This window comes from Pseudonocardia charpentierae (genome assembly GCF_031845345.1).
Taxonomy (GTDB): Bacteria; Actinomycetota; Actinomycetes; order Mycobacteriales; family Pseudonocardiaceae; genus Pseudonocardia; species Pseudonocardia charpentierae.
Genome location: NZ_JAVREJ010000003.1, coordinates 433,790 through 458,672, shown reverse-complemented (window position 1 = coordinate 458,672; position 24,883 = coordinate 433,790). Strand labels below are relative to the sequence as shown.

The following is a 24,883-nucleotide window of genomic DNA, read 5'->3' as shown; positions in this document are numbered from 1 at the left end:
CCGCAGCGCCCCCCGCCGTCACCCGTTCCGGACGAACGGCCCGCTCGTACGGACCTATCGGACGACTGGGCCGTTCGTCCGGATGTCAGTCGCCTCGCGTCGTGCCCGGCTCCGCCGCGAGCTTACTCAGCACCGTGTCCGCGGCGAGGCTCGCGGTGAGCTCACCCGCGCGGACCTCCGCCTCGAGCCGCGGGATCTCCGCGCGGACCGCCGGGTCGTCGCGGAGCCGGTCCATCAACCGGTCGCGCACCGTCGCCCACATCCACTGGACCTGCTGGTCGGCGCGCTTGTTCGCGAGCTCGCCGCCCGCGTCGAGGGTGGTCCGGTGCCGGGTCACCGCGGCCCACACCTCGTCGAGCCCGGCCCCGGTCTGCGCGCTGCACGCGAGCACCGGCGGCCGCCACGACGCCCCGGACGGCGTGACCATCCGCAGCGCCCCCGCCAGCTCGCGGGCGGCCGCGCGGGCGTCGCGCTCGTGCGCGCCGTCGGCCTTGTTCACCGCGATGACGTCGGCGAGCTCGAGGATGCCCTTCTTGATCCCCTGCAGCTGGTCGCCGGTCCGGGCGATCGTGAGCAGGAGGAACGAGTCGACCATGCCCGCGACGGCCACCTCGGACTGGCCGACGCCGACGGTCTCGACCAGCACGACGTCGTAGCCGGCGGCCTCCATCAGCACGATCGTCTCGCGGGTGGCGCGGGCGACCCCGCCGAGCGTGCCGGCGCTCGGGGACGGCCGGACGAACGCGTGGTCGTCGACGGCCAGGCAGGCCATCCGGGTCTTGTCGCCGAGGATCGAGCCACCGGTCCGGGTGGACGACGGGTCGACCGCCAGGACGGCCACTCGGTGCCCGGCGCCGGTGAGCCGCGTCCCGAGCGCCTCGACGAAGGTCGACTTGCCGACGCCGGGCACCCCGCTGATCCCCACGCGGTGCGCGTCACCCGAGCGCGGCAGCAGCTCCTGCAGCAGTTCCTGGGCCGCGGCGCGGTGGTCGACGCGGTGCGACTCGACCAGGGTGATCGCCCGGGCCAGCGCGGCGCGCGACCCGTCGAGCACCCCTTTGACCAGCGCCGGGACGTCGGGAGTGCGGGCCATCAGGCCCCCGGATCGTCGTGCACAGCGGGCCCGTGGAGCGCGGCGGACAGCTTCGCGAGCAGGTCGACCGCGGCCTCGGCGATCACCGTTCCCGGACCGAACACCGCGGCCGCGCCCATCTCGTGCAGGGTCGGGACGTCGGCGGGCGGGATGACCCCGCCGACGACGACCATGATGTCCGGGCGCTCCAACCGGGCCAGCTCGGCGCGCAGCTCGGGGACCAGGGTCAGGTGCCCGGCGGCGAGCGAGGAGACCCCGACGACGTGCACGTCGGCCTCGACGGCCTGGCGGGCGACCTCTCCCGGGGTGGAGAACAGCGGGCCGACGTCGACGTCGAAGCCGAGGTCGGCGAACGCGGTCGCGATCACCTTCTGGCCGCGGTCGTGGCCGTCCTGCCCCATCTTGGCCACGAGGATGCGCGGCTGGCGTCCCTCCTCCGCGGCGAACTCGGTGACGGCCTCGCGGGCCCGGGTCACCGCGGGGCCGGCCCCCGCCTCCTGTGCGTACACACCGGAGATGATCCGGATCCGCCCGGCATGGCGCCCGAACACCTTCTCCAGCGAGTCGGAGATCTCCCCCACCGTCGCCTTGGCCTGGGCCGCGGCGATCGCCAGGGCCAGCAGGTTGTCGTCGTGCGACCGGGACGCCCCCTCGGCGGTGGCCGCGGCCGCGTTCGTCAGCGCGGTCAGCGCGGAGTCGACCGCGCGCTGGTCGCGCTCCTCGCGCAGCCGGCGCAGTTTGTCGAGCTGCTGCGCGCGCACGCCGGCGTTGTCCACCCGCAGGACGTCGATCTCGCTGTCGGAACTGTCGGACCCGGTGACGAACTTGTTGACCCCGATGACCGGTTGGCGGCCGGAGTCGATGCGGGCCTGGGTGCGCGCCGCGGCCTCCTCGACCCGCAGCTTGGGGATGCCGGCCTCGATCGCCTGGGCCATCCCGCCGGCCTTCTCCACCTCGGTGATGTGCGCCCACGCGCGGCGCGCGAGGTCGTAGGTCAGGCGCTCGACGTAGTGGCTGCCGCCCCACGGGTCGACCACCTTCGTGGTGCCCGACTCCTGCTGCAGCAGCAGCTGGGTGTTGCGCGCAATCCGGGCGGAGAAGTCCGTCGGCAACGCCAGCGCCTCGTCGAGAGCGTTGGTGTGCAGCGACTGCGTGTGCCCTTGGGTCGCGGCCATCGCCTCCACGCAGGTGCGCACCACGTTGTTGAACACGTCCTGGGCGGTCAGCGACCAGCCCGAGGTCTGGGAGTGCGTGCGCAGCGACAGCGACTTGGCGTTCTTCGGGTCAAACTGGCGCAGCAGCTTCGCCCACAGCAGCCGCGCGGCACGGAGCTTGGCGACCTCCATGAAGAAGTTCATGCCGATCGCCCAGAAGAAGCTCAGCCGCGGCGCGAAGGCGTCGACGTCGAGGCCGGCGTCGATCCCGGCCCGCAGGTACTCCACACCGTCGGCGAGGGTGTAGGCCAGCTCCAGGTCGGCGGTCGCTCCCGCCTCCTGGATGTGGTAGCCGGAGATGGAGATCGAGTTGAACTTCGGCATCTCGCGTGAGGTGTAGGCGAAGATGTCGGAGATGATCTGCATCGACGGAGCCGGCGGGTAGATGTAGGTGTTGCGGACCATGAACTCCTTGAGGATGTCGTTCTGGATGGTCCCCGTGAGCTTGTCGTGCGGCACGCCCTGCTCCTCGGCGGCGACGACGTAGAGCGCGAGCACGGGCAGCACGGCGCCGTTCATCGTCATCGACACCGACATCGTGTCGAGCGGGATGCCGTCGAAGAGCTGCCGCATGTCGTAGATCGAGTCGATGGCTACCCCGGCCATGCCCACGTCCCCGGCCACTCGCGGGTGGTCGGAGTCGTAGCCGCGATGGGTCGCCAGGTCGAAGGCGATCGACAGGCCCTTCTGCCCGGCCGCCAGGTTGCGCCGGTAGAACGCGTTCGACTCCTCGGCGGTGGAGAACCCGGCGTACTGGCGCACCGTCCACGGCTGGGTCGTGTACATCGTCGGGTACGGCCCGCGCAGGAACGGCGCGAGCCCCGGATACGTCCCGAGAAAATCGAGCCCCGCGGTGTCGTCGGCGGTGTAGAGCGGCCGGATCCCGATGCCCTCCGGGGAGTCCCAGGTCGGCGGCGCGTCAGCACCGCCGAGGGCGGCCTTCCACGCGTCCGGACCGGACGCAGCGCTCTCGCCGCCGAGGGGGACGGCGGTGAAGTCGGGGATCGTCATCGCATGTCCTCCTGCGGGTCGAGTACCGCGTAGATCCCGTGCAGCACGGCGAGGGCGTCGACGCCGGTGTAGAGGCGCCCGTCGAGCCCGTCGACCCGGGCTTTCCCGGCGAGGAGCACGTGCCGCGCCCCGGCGGCGCGCAGGGCGGCGACGACGGGCGCCGCGCGCTCGGCGTAGAGCCCATCCGGCGCGCACAGCACCGCGACGGGAGTGCCGGCCTCCCGGAACGCCGCCGCGACCTCGTCGACGGTCTGCGTGGGCCCGGCCTCGACGGCGTCGATCCCGCCGGCGTGCAGCAGGTTGCGGGCGAACCCGGCGCGGGCGGCGTACGCGGCGAGCGGACCGAGGGTGGCGAGGAAGGCCGTCGGGCGCGTCCCCGTGGCGGCCAGGACGGCGTCGGAGCGGTCGCGGAGAGCCTCGAACGCCGCGGCCGGCCGGTGGACGGGCAGGCCGCCGGCCCGCACGCCCAGCCCCGCGAGCAGGTCCGTGCCGCTGCGCAGGACGGGCTTCTCGTGCAGGTCGGGGAACTCGCTCACGCCGGTCAGCGGCGTCCGGCGGGTCGCGACGTCGGCCTCGCCCGCCGCACGGACGGCCGCGACCCGCTCCGCCACGAGCCCGGAGTCGAGCGCGGCCACGGCTCCGCCCGCCGCCTCGAGCTCCTGGAAGAAGGCCCATGCGCCGCGGGCGAGCCCGTCGGTCAGCGTCTCGGCGTACCAGGAACCGCCCGCAGGGTCGATCACCCGCGCCAGGTGCGCCTCCATGATCAGCAGCGACTGGGTGTTGCGGGCGATCCGGCGGGAGAACGGCGTCGACGCCCCCAGCGCGGCGTCGAACGGCGCCACCGTCACCGCGTCCGCACCCCCGACCCCGGCGGCGAACCCGGCGACCGTGCCGCGCAGGAGGTTCACGTACGGATCCCGGCGCGTGTACATCGTCGGGGAGGCGACGGCGTGCACGGTCGGCGCCGTGCCGGGCGCCGCACCGCTCGCCTCCAGCACTCGTGACCAGAGGCGGCGTGCTGCGCGGATCTTCGCGATGGTCGGGAACTGGTCGGCGGTGGCGGCGACCCGCAGCTCCACGAGGCGGGCCGCGGCGTCGACGTCGAGACCGGCGCCGGTGAGCGCACGGAGGTAGGCGACACCGGCGGCGAGCAGGTAGCCGAGCTCCTGGCCGGCCGAGCCGCCCGCGACGTGCACCGGCAGCCCGTCCGCGACGACGGCGTGCACGTGCGGGAACTCCCGGGACGCCCGGAGCGCGAGCGGGACGACGGACCCGACGTCCGGCCCCGATCCGGTCCGCGCCCGGACCCCGACGGGGTCGAGACCCAGCGTCCCGCGCAGGAGGCTCGGATCGACGCGCGCGGCCCCGAGCTCCAGGTACGCCTCGGCGGCGGCCGCCGCGTCGTCGGGCCCGGAGCCGGACGCGTCGAGCACGACCGGGGCGAGGTCGAGGAGCACGCCGTCGAGGACGGCCGGCAGGTCGGCCACCGCGGTGCCGGCTGTGCCTCCTGGGCCGACCGCGAGCCAGATGGACGCGGCGCCGTTCGCGAGGTCGGTCAGGATCGCCTCGCGGGCCGCCGTCGGATTCGGGTCGGCGTGCCACTGGCGGACGTCCCAGCCGTCGGGCACCGCGCCGCCCGGCCGGTCGCCCCGGACGAAGGGGCGCAGGCCGGGCACCCCGACGTCCGGGAGATCGACGACGTCGGCGGCCGTGTAGAGCGGCTGCACCGTGATGCCGTCGGGCGTGGACCAGGTCAGCGCCTCGACGCCCGCGCCGGGCGCCGCCGCCTCGTCGAGCCGCCGGGCCCGGCGCAGCACCTGGTCGACCGCCGCCACCCACGCGTCCCGGTCGGGGGCCGGCCCGTCGACGAGCGACAGTTCCTCCGGCTCGTCGGGTGCGTTGCGGTCGAGTGCCGTGCTGTCGACCTGCGTGGTGTTCATGCGCCTCCACCCTGCCGCCCGGCCGGCCTGCCGGAACCGGACCCGCCGGTGGTCGGCGGCCACGGCTTGCGGAGGCGCGGTGGGCGGAGTCTATGCAGGGGGCAGGGGCGTCGCTGCCGGTCGAGATGCGTGCCACACCCGACCGAGCGACCGCTCACACCGAGGAAGCCGGGCCGGTACAGAGGCCGTGACCTGGGTGTGAGCCCGGCTTCCTGTGTGCCGCGCGTCAGGCGAGGACGATCGAGTCGCCCTCCACGCTCACCGACTTCTCCGGCAGCGGCGACTTCGCGGGGCCTGCGGTCACCGCGCCGTCCGCGATCGCGAACTTGCTGCCGTGACACGGGCAGACGATCACGCCGTCGGCCACCGATTTGACCTTGCAGCCCTGGTGGGTGCACGTCGCGGAGAAGGCCTTGAAGTCGCCCGCGGTGGGCTGGGTGACCACGACGTCCTTGTCGGCGAACACGGTGCCGCCGCCGACCGGAATGCTGGAGGTCGTGGCCAGCGCGTCCGCGCCGGCGGAGGCGCCGGCCGACGAGGCGGCCGTGGGCTCGGCGGGGGCCGGGGCGACCGTCGCGGGCGGCGCGGGTGCCGTCGCGGTCGACCCGCCGCCACAGGCGGTCAGCAGCCCGACGGCGGCGACCCCGCCGACGCCGGTGACGACCGCGCGCCTGCTCAGGCCGGGCGCGACCGGCTGCGGGTCGGGTTCGGTCGCGGACGGGTGGTGGGACGTCTGCGTCATGGAGTTCCTCGCGTGGTGGGAGCGATTCACCGTGGGACACGGCTCACTCGCCGGCATGGTTCACCGGCGAGCTTGGGTGAATCTTGTGGTCCGCTACTGTGCGCACGCACCTCGGGGTTACGTGGGGGGGTCCACGGATGGGGTTTGCATGGCGAGAACCGGACGCACCGAACGGAAGCGCGACGGCGACGAAGCGCTGATCCAGGCGGTGTACCGCGAGCACGGCCGGGCGATGCTGGCGTACGCGACGCGCCTCCTGGGCGACCGCGCAGCAGCGGAGGACGTCGTCCAGGAGGCCCTGATCCGGGCCTGGCGGCACCCGGAGGTGTTGACGAACGGCAAGGGGTCGATCCGCGGCTGGCTGCTCACGGTGATCCGCAACCTGGTCACCGACCGCCACCGGGCCCGCGCGGCCCGGCCGGCCGAGGTGGCGGAGACCGACGCCAATCCGGCCGTCGAACGCGACCACGCCGACCGCGTCGTCGCCTCCGTCACGGTGCTCGAGGCGCTGGAAGGCCTGTCTGAAGATCATCGCGGCGTGCTCGACCAGCTGTACTTCCAGGGGCGCAGCCTGGGCGAGACGGCGTCGGTGCTCGGCATCCCCACCGGCACGGTGAAGTCGCGGACGTACTACGCGCTGAAGGCGTTGCGCCGGTCGTTGAACCGGGACGGGGTGCTGAACGTGGTGAATGAGGGAGGTGCGACGGCATGAACGGCCCGACGTTTCCTCCTGAGGGCAATCCGCTCGACCCTCGCTCCCCGAATCACGGACAGCACGACCCCGGAGAGCTCGGCGCACTCGCGCTCGGGCTCCTCGACCCGGCGCGTACCCGCGCGGTCGAGGAGTACCTGGCGACGTGCCCGGCCTGCCGGCGCGACCTGGAGGACCTGACCGCCGTGACCCATCTGCTCGGCGACGTGCCGCCGGAGGCCCTGCTCGAGGGGCCGCCGGACAGTGACATGGTGCTGGCCCGCACCCTGCGGCAGATCCGGGCCGAGGCCGCCGCCGAGCGCAGGCGCCGGCTCGTCCCCCGCCTCGCCGCGTCCGTGGCCGCCGTCGCGGTCCTGCTCGGCGGCGGGATCGCCGTGGGCCGGGCCACGGCACCGGACCCGGTGGTCGTCGCGACCGCCGCGCCCGCCACCGGGGTGACGATGCGCGGCGACGGCGTGCCCGGCGTGACCCTGGCGGCCGTCGTCTCCCCCGCCGCCGGCTGGGTGCGGGTGTCGGCGAACGTCAAGGGCATCCCGGCGGGCCAGCGGTGCCGGGTGGTCATCCTGACCCGCGAGGGCCGCCGCGAGGTGGCCGCGAGCTGGCTCACCTCGGCCCGGGGCGAGAGCGACGGCACGCAGGTCGACGGGGCCGCGATCGTCGCGCCGGACGACGTCGCGGGCATGGCCGTGGAGAACGAGGCGGGCGAGGAGTTCGTCGTCCTGCGAACCTGACACGGTGGCGCAGCCCGGATTCCTCCGCGCGGGATTTCTACGTACGGTAGAAGCGTGAAGCCGCTCGACCCTCGCCTGGTCCGCACGACGCGGGCCGTGCGGGTGCACCTCGCCGTCACCGTCGCCTGCGGGACGGTGCTGACCGGGCTGATCCTGCTGCAGGCCGCGCTGGTCGCGCACGCGATCGCGAACGCGCCCCTGCTCGACGGCGGGGGCACCTGGGCCGACGTCGGCGGCGTCGTGGCGCTGGTCGGTGTGGTCGCGCTCGCCCGCGCCGCGCTGGCCTACGGCGCGGAGACCGCGGCACTGCGCAGCGCCGCCGCCGTCAAGTCGCAGCTGCGCCGCCGGCTGGTCGCCCACGTCACCGGGGCAGGGGCCGATCCGGCGACGCTGAACCCCGGCGAGCTGGCCACGTTGACCACGCGCGGCCTCGACGCCCTCGACGACTACGTCGCGCGGTACCTGCCGCAGCTGGTGCTGTCCGTGCTCGTGCCGGTCGCCGTGCTGGTCGTCGTCCTCGACGCCGACTGGCTCACGGCGCTGATCATCGCGCTGACCCTGCCGCTGATCCCGGTCTTCATGGCGCTGGTCGGCTGGCAGGCGCAGGACTACACCCGCAAGCAGTGGCACCTGCTGAACCGGCTCGGCGGCCACTTCCTCGACGCCGTCGAGGGCCTGCCGACGCTGGCGATCTTCCGGCGCGCCAAGGCCGAGGTCGCGCTGATCCGGCGGACGTCCGAGGCGCACCGCGAGGCGACCGTCCGCTCGCTCCGGATCGCCTTCCTCTCCGCGCTGGTGCTCGAGCTCATCGCCACGCTGTCGGTGGCGCTGGTCGCCGTCCAGATCGGGGTCCGGCTGCTCTACGGGCAGCTCGACCTGGAGACCGCACTGCTCGTGCTGATCCTCGCGCCGGAGGCGTACCTGCCGCTGCGCGAGGTCGGGGCCCGGTTCCACGCGAGCATGGAGGGGGTCGCGGCCGCCGAGCAGGTCTTCACCGTGCTGGAGCGGCCCGGGCGCGTCCCGCAGGACCGGCCGGATCCCGCCGCCGTTCCCGAGGGGCCGATCGAGCTGCGGTTCGACGACGTGCGCCTCACCCACCCCGAGCGGACCGTCGCGGCACTGGACGGCGTCGACCTGGTGGTGCCCGCGGGCCGGACACTGCTCCTCACCGGCACCAGCGGCGCCGGCAAGACCACGCTGCTGTCGGTGCTGCTGCGGTTCGCCGACGCCGACGCCGGGCGGATCACGGTGAACGGGACGGACCTGCGCGACCTGCCGGTCGAGCAGTGGCGCCGTCGGATCGCGTGGCTGCCGCAGCGGCCGTACCTGTTCGACGCCAGCGTGGCCGACAACGTCCGCCTCGGTGTGCCGGACGCCGACGACGAGGCGGTCGCCCGGGCGGTCGCGCTCGCGGAGGCCACGGACGTCGTCGCCGCCCTGCCCGAGGGGTACGCCACCCTGCTCGGCGAGCGCGGCACCCGGCTGTCGGCGGGCCAGCGTCAGCGCATCGCCCTGGCGCGCGCATTCCTGCGGCGGATGGACGGCGCCTCGCTGGTGCTGCTCGACGAGCCCACCGCGCACCTGGACCCGGACAACGCGGCGGCCGTCCGCGCGGGCGTCGCCCGGCTGCTGGAGGGGGCGACGGGGATCGTCGTGGCCCACGACGCCGGGTGGGCGGATCTCGCGGACGAGGTGGTCCGCCTGGAGGCGGGGCGGCCGGTCGCGTCGCCGGTGCCGCCGGTGCCGACGGGGGCGGCCCGGTGAGCGCCGCCGCGGCCGTACAGGGCCCGGACGAGCGGCCCGGTCGTCCGACAGGTTCCGACGAGCGGGCCGGTCGTCCGGGAAAGAACCGGCGGGATCCGCTGCTGCGGATGCTCGGGCTCGGGCGCCCCCGCGCCGGCCGCTTCGCCCTCGGCGTGCTCGCCGGTGCGACCGCCACCGCGTCGGGCGTCGGCCTGCTGTCCGTGTCGGCGTGGCTGATCGCCATGGCCGCGACGCAGCCGCCGCTCACCCTGCTCAGTGTCGCGATCGTCGCCACCCGCGCACTCGGCATCCTGCGCGGCGTCGCCCGCTACCTGGAGCGGCTCGTCACCCACGACGCGGCGCTGCGCACGCTGTCCGACGCCCGCGCCCGCGTGTACGCCCGCCTCGCCCGCACCGAACCGGTGCGGCGGTTCCGGTCGGGCGACCTCGTCACCCGGCTCGTCAGCGACACCGACGCCACCCAGGACCTCCTGGTGCGCGGCCTCGCCCCGCCCGCGGCGGCGGTGGTGACCGGGGTGGGCGTGGTCGCGCTGAGCACCGCACTGCTCGCGCCGGGGGGCGCGCTGCTCGCCGCGGGGTTGCTGCTGGCCGGCGTCGGCGTCCCGTTCGCGGCCGCGCTCGCGGGCCGCGGGCCGGGCCGGCGGGCAACGGCAGCGCGCGCCGAGCTCTCGACCGCGATGGTCGACACCGTGCACGGCGCCCCGGACCTCCTCGCCTACGGAGCGGTCGACCGGGCCGTGGCCCGGGTCGCCGCCACGGACGCCGAGCTCACCCGCGTCGCCCGACGCGACGCCGCGCTGCTCGGGACGGCTGCAGGGGCCTCGGCGCTGATCGCCGGACTGACGCTGTGGGGCACGCTGCTGCTCGGTGTCGCCGCCGTTCACGACGGCGCGCTCGGCGGCATCCCGCTGGCGGTGCTGGTGCTCACGGCGCTGGCGGCGTTCGAGATCGTCGCGCCGCTGCCGGCGGCCGCGGCCCGGCTCGGGGCGGTGCGGGCCGCGGGCGAGCGGCTGTTCGGGGTGCTGGACGTGCCGCCGGCGGTCCGGGCCCGCCGCGACGAGCCCGGCCCCGATGTAGCGAAAGCGGCGTTGGCTGCACTGAACGCACCGAAAGCCGCTTTCGCTACATCCGGCAGCGCCGCGGGCGGCGTGCGGATCCGCGACCTGCGGGTCCGGTACGGCCCGGACGAGCCGTGGGCGCTCGACGGCCTCGACCTCGACCTCGCCCCCGGGCGGCGCGTCGCCGTCGTCGGGCCCAGCGGGGCGGGCAAGAGCACGCTGGCCGAGGTGCTGTTCCGGTTCCGCGACCCGGACGGCGGAACCGTCCATCTCGACGGGGTCGACGTGGCCACCCGCGACCCCGACGACACCCGCCGCGTCCTGTCCGGGATGCCGCAGGACCCGCACGTCTTCGCCACGAGCCTGCGCGGCAACCTCCTGCTGGCCCGGCCGGCGGCCACCGACGACGAGCTGCGCGACGTGCTGCGCCGCGTCCGCCTCGCCGAAGACGTCGCGGCGCTGCCCGAGGGGCTCGACACCGAGGTCGGCCCCCAGGGCGCCCGGCTCAGCGGGGGGATGCGCGGCCGGCTCGCGCTGGCCCGCGCCCTGCTCGCCGATCCCGAGGTGCTCGTGCTCGACGAGCCGACCACGCACCTCGACCCCGACACCCGCGACGCCGTGCTCGACGACATCCTCGCCGCCACGCGTGGGCGGACCGTTCTGCTGGTCACCCACGACCTGTCGCACCTCGACCGCTTCGACGAGGTGGCAGTGGTGGTCGGCGGCCGGGTCGTCCAACGCGGGACGCACACCGAGCTGCTGGCGACGGACGGCTGGTACCGCAGGGCGCACGCGCGGACGCCGTAATCAGTGCTGGGCGGCCACGACCTTCAGGTCGGCCACCAGCGCGTCGAAGCCGGCGTCGCGCTCCGCCGGGTCCAGGCGCAGGATCGCTGAGGGATGGATCGTCGGCACCAGGGCGAACCCCTCCCACTCCAGCACCGTGCCGCGGCTCTCGGTGATCCTGAACTTCGGGCCGAGCAGCGCCTTGGCCGCCGTCGCACCCAGGGTCGCGACGACCGTCGGCCGGACCACCCGCAGCTCCGCGTCCAGCCACGGGCGGCACGCCCGCACGTGCCCGACCGCAGGCGTCTTGTGGATGCGCCTGCTGCCGCGCCGTTCGAACCGGAAGTGCTTGACCGCGTTGGTCACATACGTCTCGTCGCGGGTGATCCCGGCCTGCTCCAGCGCCCGGTCGAGCAGCTTGCCCGCGGGGCCGACGAACGGCTCGCCGGCGAGGTCCTCGCGGTCACCGGGCTGCTCCCCCACGAACATCAGCCAGGCCGACGACGGCCCGGCGCCGAACACCGTCTGGGTGGCCGGCTCCCAGAGCTCGCAGCCCGTGCAGTCGTGCGCGGCGGCGCGCAACGCCTCGAGGTCGTCCAGCTGCGGCGCGGCGGTCGCCGGGTCGACCGGATCGCCGACCGGCTCGGGTGCGGTGCGGGTGTCGCGACCGGTGGTCATGCCGGGCGGCTACCCAGGGTGCGATGTCGGAAACAGGTCGACGGTCTGACCGCGGCCGACGGTCTTGAGCAGCGCCGCATGGCCACGCCGCCCCATCTCCGCGACGAAGTTGGAGAGCGGGCTCGCGAAGACGCCGTAGTCGTCGTGGTGGACCGGGACGACGGTGCCCGGCCGGACGCGCTCGACCAGGTCCGTGCCCTGCCGGTCGTCCATCGTGACGAGCACGCCGAGAACCTTCGTGCCGCCGAGGTGGGCCACCATGACGTCGACGTCCGGAAACCGTTCGGTGACCTCGCTCAACCGCGGCACGTTGAGCGTGTCGCCGGTGACGTAGACGCGCAGGTCGCGGCGCCATCCGTCGCCCGACCGGGTCTCCAGATCCAGCACGGTGCCGATGACCGGCGGCAGCAGCCGGTGCACGACCGCCGGTCCGTGCTGCCCGGGTACGGCCGTGATCGTCAGGCGCTCGTCCTCCCGGACGGATTGCCACTCGGCCCAGTGGTCGAGCCCGGTGGCCCCGCCGAATCCCCACTTCCTCAGGGTCTCCGCCGCCTTCGCGGTGGTGACCACCGGCGGCTGCCGGGGCAGCTCGCGGCGCGCGACGCGGTCGAAGTGGTCGCCGTGGAGGTGCGACAGCACCAGTGCGTCGTAGGCCGGGAGCTCGGCGGGCGTCAGCGCAGGATCCGTGCGGCGCTTCGACGTGAGCCCGTAGCCCAGGTGCACGCGCTGGCCACGGCGGATGAAGTTCGGGTCGGTGAGGAGGGTGAACCCGCCGAGCCGCAGCACGGTGGTCGCGGTGCCGACGAAGGTGAGGCTGGCGGTCACCAGAGGTGCATACCCTCGGTCGCAGACCCCATGCCGGCTCGCGGCGAGTGATCGCCGGATCGTCGACGGAAGGGGACGCCAGGGTCGCGGATGTCGCCCGTCCGGCGATCACGAGCGGACAGGCTGCGGGTGCGGGGCGTGCGGCACGGGTACGGGTGCCCCGTGACCGACGACGATCCGCGGCCCGCCGTGCTCGCCCTGCGGGCGCTGAACATCGGTGACCTGCTCGTCGCCGTCCCGGCCCTACGCACGCTGCGCCGCGCCTACCCCGGTCACCGCCTCGTCCTCGCGACGACGGCCGCGCTGGCCCCGCTCGTCGACCGCATCGAGGTCGTCGACCAGCTGCTGCCGACCCCCGACCCGACCGCGGTGCCCTGGACCGGCCCCGCGCCGGACGTCGTCGTCAACCTGCACGGCACCGGCCCGCAGAGCCACCGCGCGCTCGAGGCTCTGGATCCGCGGCGCCGGATCGGGTTCCGCTGTCCCGAGGCCGGACCAGGCTGGGAGGGCCCCGACTGGGACGCGGTCGCCGGCGCGCACCCGCACGAAAGGGCCCGCTGGTGCGCACTGCTGCAGGCGGTCGACATCCCGGCGGACCCGGCCGACCTGCGCCTTCCCCTGCCGTCGGAGCGCACGGGGAGAGTCCTCGTCCACCCCGGCGCGGCCTTCGGCGCGAAGCGCTGGCCGGTGGACCGGTTCGCTGCCGTCGCGGCGGCGCTGGACGGTCCCGACTCCCCCGTCCTGGTCACCGGCTCCCCCGGCGAGCGCAGCCTCGCCGAGGCCGTCGCCCAGGAGGCCGGGCTCCCGGCGGACCGGGTTCTCGCCGGCCGGACCGACCTCGGCGAGCTGTGCGACCTCGTCGCCGGCGCCGGACTGGTAGTGAGCGGCGACACGGGTATCGCGCACCTGGCGTCGGCCTACGGCACGCCGTCGGTGGTGCTGTTCGGTCCGGTCGACCCGGCCCAGTGGGGGCCGCCCGCCGACGGGCCGCACGTCGCGCTCGCCCACCCGACCACCCGGCGCGGGGAACGCTTCGCCGACGAGCCCGACCCGGCGCTGCTGGCGATCGGCGTCGAGGAGGTCCTGGCCGCGGCGGACGCGGTCCGGCGGTGATCACCCCCGCGGCAGCACCGCCGGGACCGGCGTGCCCGCGGTCGCCCGGTACGGCACCGCGACCACCTCTCCGCCCCACGAGCGCACCAGCGGGGTCTCGGGGAGGTCCGCCGGGTCGTGGTCGCCGCCCTTGACCCACAGGTCGGGACGCAGCGCGTCGAGGACCGCACGCGGGTCGTCGGCGTCGAACGGGACCACCCCGTCGACGCCGTCCAGCGCGGCCAGCGCGGCGACCCGCTCCGCGAGCGGCGCCGCGGCGGCCCCGCCGCGCCGCCGGACGGATGCATCGGAGTTCACCAGCACGAGCAGGCAGTCGCCCAGGGCGCGGGCGGCGGTGAGGCTGTCGGTCTGGCCGCGGCGCAGGGGGTCGAACACCCCGCCGGTCGCGACCACCGTCCCGCCCGCGGACCGGACCCGCGCGACCAGGGCCCGGGCGCCGTCGAGGTCGGTGACCGGAACGGTCCGGCCGGAAACGGCGTCCGGCTGGCACCAGGCGTCGCCCACCCGGCGCACCGCGGCTCCCCCGCCCCGGGCCACGAACCCCGCGGCGCCGGCGACCGCGTCGGCCACGGCCTCGTCGACGGTCGCGCCGGCCGCGAGCCGGGCGGCGACCCCGCCGGCGAAGTGGTCGCCCGCGCCGCACGGGTCGGTCTCGGCAACGGCAGGTGCCGGGGCGGCCGCGCAGGCACCGTGCCGGTGCCGCACCACGGCACCGCGGCCGCCGAGGGTGACCGCGACCGACCGGACGTCCCACCGCGCGACGAGATCCGCGCCGAGGGCCAGCGCCGCCCCCACACCCGAGCCAGCGGCGTCGGTACCGGCGGCGCCGCGGGCCTCGGCGAGGTTGGGGGTGACGACCGCGACGCCCGGCACCGGCTTGGCTCCGCGCGGATGCGGGTCCCAGACCACCGGCACGCGGCGGGCCACGGCCCGGGCGAGCGCGGCGCGCACCGCGAGATCCGCCGCGACCCCGCGCCCGTAGTCGGACACCAGGACGGCGCCGGCATCGGCGAGGGCGGCGTCCAGGGCGTCAGCGATCGCCACGCCGAAGTCGCCGGCCGGGCGGCCCGCGCCGCGGTCGGTCCGCAGCAGGGAGCGCCCGCCCGTCCGCCAGCGGCACTTGACGACCGTGCCCCCGGTCGCGGGCCCGGTGACCAGCGTCAGCGCGCCGTCGAGCAACCCCCGCAGCCGGTCTCCCGCATCGTCGGACTCCAGCGCGGTGAACAGGCGCACCGGGACGCCGCGCCCGGCCACCAGTGCGGCGGCGAGCCCGGCCCCGCCCGGGCGGGCGTGTTCCTCGGTGACGGCGAGCACCGGAGCGGGGGCGTCGGGGGTCAGCCGGTCCACGGTGCCCTCGACGTCGACGTCCAGCAGCGCGTCGCCGATCACGACGACGTGGCGGGCGGTCACGCCGGTGCCCCGACCGGGGTGCCGGCGGGCTCAGCATGGTGGCTTTGCTGCGGTCGGAGTGCAGCAAAGCCACCATGCTGCAATCCCGGCGCCCCGGCCTCGGGCGCCTCGTCGACCAGCAGGTTGCTCGCGTTGTGCTCGCGGTCCGGCACCGTCGTCGCCGACTCCAGGTGGTACGCCCCCGACGGGAGGATCCCCGCCCCGCCGAACCGCGCCATCACCCGGCGCTCGGCCACCACGTCCTCGCCGCAGTGCTCCGGCGGCAGGTCGCGCCAGAAGTCGAAGCCGCCGACGGCGTCGAGCTTCGCCCGGTCGTAGAGCACGCAGCCGGCCACCCATGCGATCTTGTAGGGCACCCACCGCTCCCACGGCCGCACGTGGTCCTCGGCCAGGTGCAGCGGGTTGGCGGCGTTGTGCAGCATCCAGCGGTCCCAGGCCGGGGTGTCGGGCGCGATCCGCTCGGGCTCGGGGCGTCCCTCCCAGCGCTCGAACGGGGCGAGCTGGGCCGGGCGCCGGTCGTCGAGGTACGACACCCCCTGCATCGCCGCCCCGACGAGCCCGCAGCCGAGCGCGGCGATCGCCTCGTGCAGGCGCGCGATCGTGCCGGGCTCGAGCCAGATGTCGTCGTCGAGGAAGAGCGCGTAGCGGGCCGTCGACTGGCTCAGCAGGGCCGCTCGGTGTTCGGCGACGCCGTGCCGCGGCGTGTGCACCACCGTCCGGACGCGGTGTCCCGCCGCGCGCAGGACCCGCAGCATCGTCTGCGCCGGAGCTGTGTCGAAGGACGGCGCCCCGTCGGACTGGTCGCTGATCACCAGGTCGAACGGGTGCTCCTGCGCGGCGAGCCCGGCGAGCGTCGTCGCCAGCTCGACCGGGCGATTGCGGGTCGGGACGAGGACCTCGACCTCGGCGGGCATCACCGGGCGCCCTCCGTGGCCGGCGTGGCCCGGATCCGGCTGACGATCGCCGTGGTCGAGTGGTCCGACAGGTAGTCCAGCACGCGCACCTGCCCGCCCAGCCGCTCGACGATCGGCGTCTCCGGCAGCATCTCCGGGGTGTAGTCGCCGCCCTTGGCGTAGACCTCCGGGCGCACCATCTCGATCAGGGAGGCGGGGGTGTCGTCGCTGAAGGCCGTGACGAGGTCGACGCACTCGATGGCGCCGACGACCCCGGCCCGGTCCGGCAGCGGGTTCACCGGCCGCTCGGGGCCCTTGAGGCGGGAGACGCTGTCGTCGCTGTTGAGCGCCACCACCAGCAGGTCGCCCAACGCCCGCGCCTGCCGCAGGTAGGTGACGTGGCCGCGATGCAGCACGTCGAAGCAGCCGTTGGTGAACACGAGGCGGTGGCCCCGGCGGCGGTGCTCCTCGACGACGGCGAGCAGGTCGCGGTGGCTCAGGAGCCCGCCGCGGTCCGCGGCCGCGAGCTGCGCGGTCAGGGCGCCGGTGGTGCAGACGGCCGTCTCCTCGTGCCCGACCACGACGTCCGCGGCGGCCTGCGCCACCGCGAGCGCGGCCTCCGGGGTCAGGTCGGCGCACAGCGCGAGGGTGTACGCGGCGGTGAAGGTGTCCCCGGCACCGCACGCGCGCGACTGCGCCGTCGGGTGTGCCGCGGTGCGGAGCACCGGCTCGGCCGGGTCGGCCGGCAGCCGGACCACCCCGTCGACGTCGAGCGTCAGCAGCACGTCGGCACCGCCGCAGGCCGCGACCATCGCGCCGCGCTGTGCGGCGGCCCAGGCCGGGCGGCCGTGCAGCGGTTCGGCGATGCCGAGCATGGCCGCCGCCTCCCCGGCGTTCGGGGTGACGACGTCGGGACGCGCCTCGCACCAACCCAGCGGGTCGCGCCCGTCGACGACCAGGAGCGGGATCTCGTCGCGCAGCGCCACCAGCCGCTCGCGGACCTCGGCCGTCAACACCCCGAGGCCGTAGTCCGCGACCAGCACGGCGTCCGGGCGCGTCGGCCCGGCGAGCACCTCGCTGAGCGCGTCGGCCAGCGCGGAACGGGTGGAGCGGCGGGGCGGCGCCTCGGGGGCGACGTCGTAGCGCGCCACCTGCTGCCCCGCGGCGACCAGCCGGCGCTTCACCGGGGTGGTGCGGCCCAGCTCGATGACGCACGTGTCCGTGCCGACCCCGGCGTCGGCGAGGAGCGCGCGCAGCGTGCGGGACTCCCCGTCGTCGCCGAAGACGGCCAGCAGGTCGACCGTCGCGCCGAGGGCGGCGAGGTTCGCCGCCGTGTTCGCGGCGCCGCCGCACGTGCTGTGGCTGTGGACCAGCTCGACGACGGGGACCGGACCGTCGCGGCCGAGCCGCCGGACCGGCCCGGACAGCCAGCCGTCGAGCAGCGCGTCGCCGACCACGAGGACGCGCGGTGCGCGGTCCGCGATGCGGCTCGCCAACCCGGCCGGGACGGGAGGGACGACGGGCGGGGTCGGGGTGCTCACGCGATCCACGGGGTCGGGATGTGCAGCCATCGGTCCTCCTCGGGGATGCCGGACACCGGGATGTCCGACGGGGGGTCGTCGGGCGCGGGGACGCCGGACGGGGAGAGTGCGGGGCCGGCTGTCCCGGGCGCCGCCAGCCGGAGCGCCGCGTCGGCCAGCCGCTGCGGGGCGACGTCGAGGCACTCCAGGTGGAACGGGCAGCTCAGTTGCCGGCAGGGCGAGCACGGGACGGGCACCTGCAGGAGCGCGCACGGCACCGCGCGCGGGGCGACGTCGCCGAGCCGCTCGGTCCCGGCGTAGGTGACGACGACCGGGGTGCCGGTCGCCTCGGCGAGGTGCAGGCCGCCCGAGTTGTTGGTGAGCGCGACCGCCGCCCGGGCGATCAGCGCGGTGAACACCGGGAGGCCGACGGCGGGCAGTGCCCGGACGTCCGGCGACCCGGCGCTGCGCACGACCTCGTCGACGAGGCCGGCCTCGGCCGCGGTGCCGGCCACCAGGACCGGCAGACCCGAGGCCGCGATCGCGGCGGCCGCCGCACCGAACCGCGTGGCCGGGTACCGCCGCGACGGGCACGACGCACCCGGCACGAGGAGGGCGAACCGCCGCGTGGGGCGGGCGGGGGCGCTGCCCGGCGTCGACCGGTGCAGGCGCGTCGTGGCGGTGGTGGCACCGGCCATCGCGCGCATGCGCACCGTGTCGCCGGCGGTCCGGTGGTCCGCAGGGCGGCCGGCCAGGGCGTCGGCGAGCAGGTCGTCGGCGTCGGCGTACGCGGACGCCGGGATCCGCAGGGACGGGGTCCGCCCCTGCAGCGGGACGCCGATGGCCTCGATCAGGTGCAGCGACCGGTCGACGTGGTGTGTGGCGTCCGGCGGCGGGGTCACCCAGTGCGTGGCGACGGCACCGGCGAACTCCCGCGAGTGCACGACGCGCGTCCCGATCCCGGCGAGCAGCCCGAGGTGCGCGACCGGCCACGGCGACTGGGAGAACGAGGTGAACACCAGCATCACGTCGTAGCGGCCCGCGGTGATCCGGTCGAGGACCTCGCGCTCGGCCCGCACGGCGGCCTCGGCGCCGGCTGCGTCGGCCGGCGCCGTGAGCTGCTGCCAGTTCGGCGACACCGTCAGCACGCCGTCCAGCTCGGGGATCATTGCGGCGACTGCCGTGCCGGCGGGCGACGCCAGCAGCTCGATCCGTGCGTGCGGAGCGGCCGCCCGCAGGGCACGCAGGGCCGGGGTGAGCAGGACGACGTCGCCGATGTTGTCCGGGCGGACGACGAGGATGCGCCGGGCGGCGGCCAGGTCCACCCGGCCGCCGCGGTCCGCACCGGGATGCCGGAACGCGCTCATGATCCGGTGCGGGGCGGCCGCCCCGCACGGAGTGCGGGGCGGACGCGTCGTGGCCGGATCGGTCACGGCCACGACGGCTCGGTGGACTGGCAGACCACCATCTCCCGCACCTCGCAACCGTTGGCCCGGGTCAGCGCGAACAGCACGGCGTCGGCGACGTCCGCGGGGTCGTTGAGCTGCGCGTCGGGACCCGGCTTGTACTGGTCGGGCCGGCCGTCGAAGAAGGCCGTGGCCATCCCGCCCGGGACGAGCAGGGTCACGCCCACCTGGCCGGCGAGCTCGGTGGCCAGCGCCCGCGTCATCCCGACGACCCCGAACTTCGACGCGCAGTACGCGGTGGCGTCGGGCAGGGCCTTCAGCCCCAGCGTCGACGCGATGGTGACGATCTTGCCCTTGCTCTCCTTGAGCGCGGGCAGCGCGGCCCGGATGACCGCGGCGGTGCCGAACAGGTTGACCGCGACGACGCGCTCCCACTCGGCGGCCGGCACGTCACCCAGGGCGCCGCAGCGGTCGGTGCCCGCAGCGGTCACCACCGCGTCCACGCCGCCCGCCTGGTCGATCAGGGCGCGGATGGCGTCTTCGGCGGCCGCGGTGTCGGACAGGTCGGCGACGGTGGCGAGCGCGCCCTCGGGGCCGTCTTCGACCGCGACGCGGTCGACGAGGAGCGCGCGGCCACCCGCGGCGGTCACCGCGGCGGCGACGGCCCGGCCGAGGCCGGACGCGGCACCGGTGACGAGCACGGTGCCGACGCCCGGGGTCGCGCGGGCGACCTGAGCCGCGGCGGGGTCGACGGGGCCGATGCCGTCGGGGTTGGTGATCTCTGAACCGGCCGTCTCGGAGGTGAGGGTCACGGGTGTCCTTCCGTCGGGGTGAGCGAGACCGGGCGCGCCGCGCGGGGCCGGCCACGGGCCGGGGGTGCGGCGCGCAGCCGTCGCACGGCGTCGAGCACGTCGTCGGGCTCGACCTGGGTGAGGCAGGGGTGTCCGGGCACCGGACAGTCGCGGGCGCGGGTGTCGCGGCACGGGGCGTCCTGGTCGCCGAGCAGCACCTGCCGGACGCGGTAGGGCCGCCAGCGCACGGCCCGGACGACCGGGGCGAACAGCGACACCACCGGCGTGCCGACCGCGGCGGCCAGGTGCGCCGCGCCCGTGTTGCCGACGACGACGGCGTCCGCGCCGGCCAGCACCGCGGAGAGCCCGGGAAGCCCGGTGCGCCCCCCGAGGTCGAGCCCGCCCGGTGCCCCGGCGGCGACCCCCGCGGTGAGCGCGCGCTCGTCGGGACCGCCGGTGACGACGACGTCGAGGCCGTCGCGGGCGATCAGCCCGGCCACGCGGCGATAGTGCTCCGCGGGCCAGCGCCGCGCGGTGACGGCGGCGCCGGGGTGCAGCACGACGTAGGGACGGCCGTCCAGCGGGGCGAGCAGGTCACCGAGCGGCGGCGGAGGCAGCACCGCGAGGCCGCCGGGGTCGCCTGCGGGCAGCCGGTGGCCCGCCGCGGCGGCGATGGCCAGGGCCCGCTCAGGCTCGGGCAGGTCTTCGGGCAGGTCGTCGCCGGGCCCGTCGCCCGGGCGGAGCCGCACGTCCAGGAGGGTGCCCGGGTAGTCGATCGACGCGCCGGTGATCCGCCCGACCCCGGCCAGACGCAGCAGCAGTGCGGTAGGCAGGGGCGACTGGTGGAACGACGTGAGGATCACGGCCTCGTCGAACGCCCGGGCCGCGAGGGTGTCGACGAACCGGTCGAGCGCGGCACGGTCGATCGGCGGAGCGGGGTTCACGACCCACGGGCTCGCCCACACCAGCACGTCGGCGACCCCCGGCAGCAGCCGCCCGGCAGCGGCCCCGGCAGGCCCGCACAGCAGCGTCACCTCGGTGTCGCGTCCCGCGGCGACGGCCCGCACGGCCGGACCGGCGAGCAGCACGTCGCCGGCCCCGTCGAGCCGGGTGACGAGCACGCGGTGGGTCACAGCGGTGTCACCGGGCCTCCGCGTCGAGCAGGTGACGGACGGCCGAGAGCAGGTCGGGGCACACCACCGGCGCCGCGTCGACCTCCTCCGGCAACGTCACGGGCGTGGGCACCAGCACCGACCGGGCGCCCGCCGCACGGGCCGCGCTGACGTCCGCGCCGATGTCGCCGACCACGGCGACGTCCTCGGGTGCCACCCCGAGTGCGTCGGCCGCGGCGAGCACCATGCCCGGTTGCGGCTTGCGGCAGGCGCAGCCGTCGTCCGGGCCGTGCGGGCAGACCTGCCAGACGTCGAACGGACCCAGCAGGTCGTCGACCCGCCGGTTGACCGCGTCGACCTGTTCCCGGTCGAGCAGCCCGCGGGCGATGCCCGACTGGTTGGAGACGACGCCGACCGGGATCCCCGCCGCGCGCAGGAGGGCGAGGGCGGCGGGAGCCGTGGACACCGGGGTGACCAGTGCCGGGTCGGCGCAGTACGGCACGTCCACGACCAGCGTGCCGTCGCGGTCGAACAGCACGGCGCGCGGTGGACGGGAAGGGGACACGCCTGGATGTGTCCGGGGTGCAGGGAGGGCAAACGCGCTTCACCCAACTGCTACTCACCGTCACCAGAACTACATCGAGTAACAATCTGCAGGTGACAGGGGTCACAACTGCTCGGCCGGGCGACCACTTCGGACTGCCGCCCGGCCGATCACCGGGTTAGAGGCCGAGCTTCTCCGCGGCCAGCCGCGTGCCCTCCACCCGGTTGCGGATCTTCTGGAACGCCACCTCGCGGGCGTAGTCGGGCGAGCCGTGGTTCGGCTTCTCGTCGATCGAGAACGGCGAGAAGCCGCAGTCGTCGGTCGACCCGAGTTGCTCCTTCGGGATGTGGTTCGCCGCCCGGATCAGCGACTCCGCGACCTCCTGCGGGCTCTCCACCCGCGGGTTCTGCGGGTTGATCACGCCGATGTAGGCCGTCTGCGGGATGCCGTCGGCGTCGTCGCGCAGGTTCTGGCCGATGACGGCGAGCACGGGGTCCTTCTCCCGCTCGCTGGCCATCTGGATGAGGAAGTAGCCGGCATTGATCGTGAACATCTGCGGCAGCAGGTTGGCGTAGGGCACGTCCGCGGAGTGCACCGAGTCGCGGTCGCCGCCCGGGCACGTGTGGACGCCGATCGAGCGGCGCTCGTCCGCGGTGAAGCGGGCCATCACGCGGTTGATCAGCTCGATGAAGTGCGGCAGCAACCCCGCGCCCGTCCACGGGTTCCGCGGGTCCTCCCGGGTCGCGAGGCGACCCTCGGTGAAGTCGACCGACACGCGCGCGGCACCCGCGGCGAAGGCCTGCCGGATGTCCTTCTCGCACTCGTCGATCAGCGCGGCCTCGAAGTCGTCGCGCGAGTAGCCCTCCACCGGGTCGCGCAGCGGGTAGAGCAGCGCCAGCATCGACGGGGAGATCACGGCCTGCTTCATCGGCCGGTGCGCATAGGGCAGCGACTTCGTCAGCGAGTCGGCCGCGTAGTTGATGTAGGTGAACGGGCCGCGCTCCAGCTTTGGAAGCTGGCGGCCGTGGCCGTCGGCGAAGATCGCGAAGAACTGCCCGCCCGGGCCGAGCGTCGGCGCCAGCCCGGTGCCCGCGAGGGTGTCCGTGATCGGGTACGTCGCGAAGCTGGACCAGCGCTGCTCGCCGTCGGAGATGATCGGCGAACCGGTCGCCTCGTACTTCTCGATCGAGTCGCGGATCGCCGCCTCCTGCTGCTCCGCGAGCTCATCCTTGCCGATCTCACCGGCGTCGTAGCGGGCGTAGGCCTCCTGCAGCACCGCGGGACGCGGCAGCGACCCCACGGGTTCGGTCGGGATTCCGGTGCTGGTCCGCGGGTCGTAGGTCACGACTCCAGAAACGTACGCAGGGATGGTGAGGGCGTCAATGACGCTGCGTCGCCGCCCTCTCGCACAACGTGATCAACACCTGGAACGGGTACCCCGTGACATGGCAGACACGGAGAGCCCGGACCTCGGTGCGGCGGAGGAGTCGGACCTGCAGCGGGCCGAGTCGGACCTGCACCCCGCCGATCCGCCCGACGCCCTGCGCACCGCCGAGTACGGCCGCGAGTCGGCGGCGGCGCGGGCGGACACCTCGGACGACACCCCGACGCCGAGGGAGACACCGGCCGACTGAGGGCGACCCCAGACGGGTACAAACCGGACCTGCCGGACGCACCCGACACCGTCGTCATCTTCGCCCCGCTGCCCATCCTGACCGTCACCATCGAGGACCGCGCCGGCGAGCCGGACATCCACGTCCACGCCGGCGGGCAGGGCGTGTGGCAGTCGCGCATGGTCTCCTCGCTCGGCGTTCCCGTGGTGCTGTGCGCGGCACTGGGCGGGGAGACCGGCGATGTGCTCGGGCACCTGCTGCCCGCCGACGGCGTCACGGTGCGGTCGATGCGGGTCGGGTCGCGCAACGGGGCCTACGTCCACGACCGCCGCGACGGGGAGCGCGAGCAGGTCGCCGACGCGGCCGGGAGCCGCTGGATCGGCACGAGCGCGACTCGCTCTACGAGCTCACCCTGACTGAGGGGCTCACCCACGGCCGGGTGCTGCTGTCGGGGCCGCAGGACGACCGGGTCCTGCCGGCCGACCTGTACCGCAGGCTCGCGGGCGACCTGGGCGCCAACGGCTGCCGCGTCGCGGCCGACCTCGCGGGCGACCGGCTCGTCGCCGTGCTCGAGGGCAACCCCGACCTGATCATGGTGAGCCACGAGGAGCTGCTCGCCGACAAGCGGGCGGCGTCGGAGGACGCCACCGACCTCGTCACGGCGATGCACACCCTGCGCGACGACGGCGCGGGCACGGTGATCGTCTCCCGCTCCGGTGCCGCGCCCGCCCTCGCCCTGCTCGACGAGCCGTCGTCGGGCGAGCGCGGCGGCGACGTCGTCGAGATCGTCATGCCCGCGCTGGAGCCGGCCGACCCGCGGGGTGCGGGCGACTCCATGACCGGCGGGGTCGTCGCCGCCCTCGCGGGCGGGCGGCCGATCCGTGAGGCGCTGCAGGTGGGGGCGGCGTGCGGTGCGCTCAACGTCGTCCGCCACGGGTTGGGCACCGGCGGTGCCCGTGCGGTGGAGACCCTCGCCGAGCGCGTCGAGATCCGGTCCTGGACGGGCTGAGGTGACGCGCCGCGAACGCGGGGTACCTCCCGCGAGCAACCGCTCCTGACCGGAAGGACACGACGCGTGCCACGCGCCCTGGTGACCAACGACGACGGCATCGACTCCCCCGGCCTGCACGCCCTGGCCGCGGCGGCGGTGCAGGCGGGACTCGAGGTGGTCGTCGCCGCCCCCGCCGAGCAGTCCAGCGGCGCGAGCGCCGCGCTGACGGCGGTGCGCCGCGAGGGCCGCACCGTCCTGACCCGCCGGGAGATCCCCGGGCTGGACGGCGTCGAGGCGTGGGCGGTGGACGCCCAACCGGGCCACATCGTGGTCGCCGCACTGAACGGTTGGCTCGATCCGGTTCCGGAGATCGTGCTGTCGGGCATCAACCACGGCGCCAACGTCGGGCGGGCCGTGCTGCACTCGGGCACGGTCGGCGCCGCGCTGACCGCCGGGATCAGCGACAGCCGCGGGCTGGCCGTCTCGCTCGACGTCGCGCTGCACCCGACCGGCGAGCGGTACTGGGAGAGCGCGACGCGCGTGCTGCCCCCGGTGCTGGACCTGCTGCTCGACTCGCCCGTGGGCACCGTGCTCTCGCTCAACGTCCCCGACCGCCCGGCAGGCGATCTCGGCCCCATCCGGCACGCGCGCCTGGCCCGCGGGGGATCGGTGCAGGCCCGGGTCGACGAGATCCGCGACGGCGACCTGCACCTCGGCGAGATCGACGTGTCCGACGAGCCGGAGGAGGGCACCGACACGGCCCTGCTGCTCGCCGGCCACCCGACGTTGACGGCGCTGCGGTCGGTGGCGGAGACGGACGACGAGCTCGTCGAGAAGTGGCTGGCCGATCGCGACGACTGAGCGCCGCGGCGTCCACGGGAGTGCAGCAAAGCCACTTTGCCGCGGTCGGACTGCAGGAAAGTGGCTTTGCTGCAC

General features: G+C 75.5%; 23 protein-coding genes. 9 read left to right on the top strand and 14 right to left on the bottom strand.

The annotated features are described in order from the left end of the window. Positions 1 to 85: 85 nt before the first annotated feature. From meaB to RM445_RS07565, 4 genes are all read right to left on the bottom strand, one after another. The gene (gene meaB, locus RM445_RS07580; RefSeq protein WP_311555408.1) at positions 86 to 1,093 is read right to left on the bottom strand and encodes a methylmalonyl Co-A mutase-associated GTPase MeaB; all 1,008 of its coding nucleotides are present in this window, start codon (positions 1,091 to 1,093) and stop codon (positions 86 to 88) included. After that, positions 1,093 to 3,318 (bottom strand): methylmalonyl-CoA mutase, encoded by a 2,226-nt coding sequence (gene scpA / locus RM445_RS07575; RefSeq protein ID WP_311555407.1) that lies wholly within the window; start codon positions 3,316 to 3,318, stop codon positions 1,093 to 1,095. The genes meaB and scpA overlap by 1 nt, the downstream gene beginning before the upstream one ends. After that, positions 3,315 to 5,258: a methylmalonyl-CoA mutase family protein gene (locus RM445_RS07570; RefSeq protein WP_311555406.1), complete on the bottom strand. Its 1,944-nt coding sequence runs from the start codon at positions 5,256 to 5,258 to the stop codon at positions 3,315 to 3,317. Before RM445_RS07570 ends, scpA begins: the two co-directional genes overlap by 4 nt. Before the next feature lie 226 nt (positions 5,259 to 5,484). Beyond that, entirely contained in the window at positions 5,485 to 6,000 is a 516-nt protein-coding gene (locus tag RM445_RS07565; RefSeq protein WP_311555404.1) for a Rieske (2Fe-2S) protein, read from the bottom strand. A gap of 148 nt (positions 6,001 to 6,148) precedes the next feature. On the opposite strand from RM445_RS07565, the gene RM445_RS07560 reads away from it, so the two are divergent. From RM445_RS07560 to cydC, 4 genes are read left to right on the top strand one after another with little or no spacing between them, the layout of a single operon-like run. Beyond that, positions 6,149 to 6,712, top strand: a complete 564-nt coding sequence (locus tag RM445_RS07560; RefSeq protein ID WP_311555403.1) for a sigma-70 family RNA polymerase sigma factor — start codon at positions 6,149 to 6,151, stop codon at positions 6,710 to 6,712. Beyond that, entirely contained in the window at positions 6,709 to 7,443 is a 735-nt protein-coding gene (locus RM445_RS07555) for an anti-sigma factor (protein WP_311555401.1), read from the top strand. Before RM445_RS07560 ends, RM445_RS07555 begins: the two co-directional genes overlap by 4 nt. Before the next feature lie 54 nt (positions 7,444 to 7,497). Continuing rightward, complete coding sequence (cydD, locus tag RM445_RS07550) at positions 7,498 to 9,207, top strand: thiol reductant ABC exporter subunit CydD (RefSeq protein ID WP_311555400.1); 1,710 nt, start codon at positions 7,498 to 7,500, stop codon at positions 9,205 to 9,207. After that, the gene (cydC, locus tag RM445_RS07545) at positions 9,204 to 11,072 is read left to right on the top strand and encodes a thiol reductant ABC exporter subunit CydC (protein WP_311555399.1); all 1,869 of its coding nucleotides are present in this window, start codon (positions 9,204 to 9,206) and stop codon (positions 11,070 to 11,072) included. The genes cydD and cydC overlap by 4 nt, the downstream gene beginning before the upstream one ends. Here cydC and RM445_RS07540 read toward each other — a convergent pair whose 3' ends face one another. Next, a complete protein-coding gene (locus RM445_RS07540; RefSeq protein ID WP_311555397.1) occupies positions 11,073 to 11,729 on the bottom strand; it encodes a UdgX family uracil-DNA binding protein in 657 nt (218 codons plus the stop codon). 9 nt (positions 11,730 to 11,738) lie between these two features. Next, positions 11,739 to 12,554 carry an MBL fold metallo-hydrolase gene (locus RM445_RS07535; protein WP_311555395.1) on the bottom strand — a complete coding sequence of 272 codons (816 nt, stop codon included), beginning with the start codon at positions 12,552 to 12,554 and terminating at the stop codon, positions 11,739 to 11,741. Between the two features lie 162 nt (positions 12,555 to 12,716). Between RM445_RS07535 and RM445_RS07530 the strand changes: the two genes are divergently transcribed. Then, the gene (locus tag RM445_RS07530) at positions 12,717 to 13,667 is read left to right on the top strand and encodes a glycosyltransferase family 9 protein (RefSeq protein WP_311555394.1); all 951 of its coding nucleotides are present in this window, start codon (positions 12,717 to 12,719) and stop codon (positions 13,665 to 13,667) included. Here RM445_RS07530 and RM445_RS07525 read toward each other — a convergent pair whose 3' ends face one another. The 8 genes from RM445_RS07525 to RM445_RS07490 all read right to left on the bottom strand — a co-directional run bounded on the left by RM445_RS07525 (position 13,668) and on the right by RM445_RS07490 (position 22,688). Next, the gene (locus RM445_RS07525) at positions 13,668 to 15,077 is read right to left on the bottom strand and encodes a PfkB family carbohydrate kinase (RefSeq protein WP_311555393.1); all 1,410 of its coding nucleotides are present in this window, start codon (positions 15,075 to 15,077) and stop codon (positions 13,668 to 13,670) included. After that, a complete protein-coding gene (locus tag RM445_RS07520; RefSeq protein ID WP_311555391.1) occupies positions 15,074 to 15,991 on the bottom strand; it encodes a glycosyltransferase family 2 protein in 918 nt (305 codons plus the stop codon). The genes RM445_RS07525 and RM445_RS07520 overlap by 4 nt, the downstream gene beginning before the upstream one ends. Further along, entirely contained in the window at positions 15,991 to 17,541 is a 1,551-nt protein-coding gene (gene rfaE2 / locus RM445_RS07515) for a D-glycero-beta-D-manno-heptose 1-phosphate adenylyltransferase (protein ID WP_311555390.1), read from the bottom strand. Before rfaE2 ends, RM445_RS07520 begins: the two co-directional genes overlap by 1 nt. Then, on the bottom strand, positions 17,508 to 18,929 hold the full coding sequence (locus RM445_RS07510; protein ID WP_311555389.1) for a glycosyltransferase family 9 protein: 1,422 nt from the start codon (positions 18,927 to 18,929) through the stop codon (positions 17,508 to 17,510). Before RM445_RS07510 ends, rfaE2 begins: the two co-directional genes overlap by 34 nt. After that, positions 18,920 to 19,657 (bottom strand): SDR family oxidoreductase, encoded by a 738-nt coding sequence (locus RM445_RS07505; protein WP_311555437.1) that lies wholly within the window; start codon positions 19,655 to 19,657, stop codon positions 18,920 to 18,922. The genes RM445_RS07510 and RM445_RS07505 overlap by 10 nt, the downstream gene beginning before the upstream one ends. Before the next feature lie 47 nt (positions 19,658 to 19,704). After that, positions 19,705 to 20,820 (bottom strand): glycosyltransferase family 9 protein, encoded by a 1,116-nt coding sequence (locus RM445_RS07500; RefSeq protein WP_311555387.1) that lies wholly within the window; start codon positions 20,818 to 20,820, stop codon positions 19,705 to 19,707. A 7-nt stretch (positions 20,821 to 20,827) separates the two neighbouring features. After that, on the bottom strand, positions 20,828 to 21,364 hold the full coding sequence (locus RM445_RS07495; protein WP_311555385.1) for a D-glycero-alpha-D-manno-heptose-1,7-bisphosphate 7-phosphatase: 537 nt from the start codon (positions 21,362 to 21,364) through the stop codon (positions 20,828 to 20,830). 157 nt (positions 21,365 to 21,521) lie between these two features. Continuing rightward, positions 21,522 to 22,688 (bottom strand): uroporphyrinogen decarboxylase/cobalamine-independent methonine synthase family protein, encoded by a 1,167-nt coding sequence (locus RM445_RS07490; RefSeq protein ID WP_311555383.1) that lies wholly within the window; start codon positions 22,686 to 22,688, stop codon positions 21,522 to 21,524. A 100-nt stretch (positions 22,689 to 22,788) separates the two neighbouring features. Here RM445_RS07490 and RM445_RS07485 point away from each other — a divergent pair, with 100 nt between their 5' ends. From RM445_RS07485 to surE, 4 genes are all read left to right on the top strand, one after another. Continuing rightward, entirely contained in the window at positions 22,789 to 22,977 is a 189-nt protein-coding gene (locus RM445_RS07485; protein WP_311555382.1) for a hypothetical protein, read from the top strand. 158 nt (positions 22,978 to 23,135) lie between these two features. Continuing rightward, positions 23,136 to 23,372, top strand: coding sequence for a hypothetical protein (locus RM445_RS07480; RefSeq protein WP_311555380.1), 237 nt, complete (start codon positions 23,136 to 23,138; stop codon positions 23,370 to 23,372). A gap of 23 nt (positions 23,373 to 23,395) precedes the next feature. After that, a complete protein-coding gene (locus tag RM445_RS07475; protein ID WP_311555379.1) occupies positions 23,396 to 23,965 on the top strand; it encodes a PfkB family carbohydrate kinase in 570 nt (189 codons plus the stop codon). Between the two features lie 66 nt (positions 23,966 to 24,031). Continuing rightward, the gene (gene surE / locus RM445_RS07470) at positions 24,032 to 24,808 is read left to right on the top strand and encodes a 5'/3'-nucleotidase SurE (protein ID WP_311555378.1); all 777 of its coding nucleotides are present in this window, start codon (positions 24,032 to 24,034) and stop codon (positions 24,806 to 24,808) included. Positions 24,809 to 24,883: the final 75 nt, after the last annotated feature.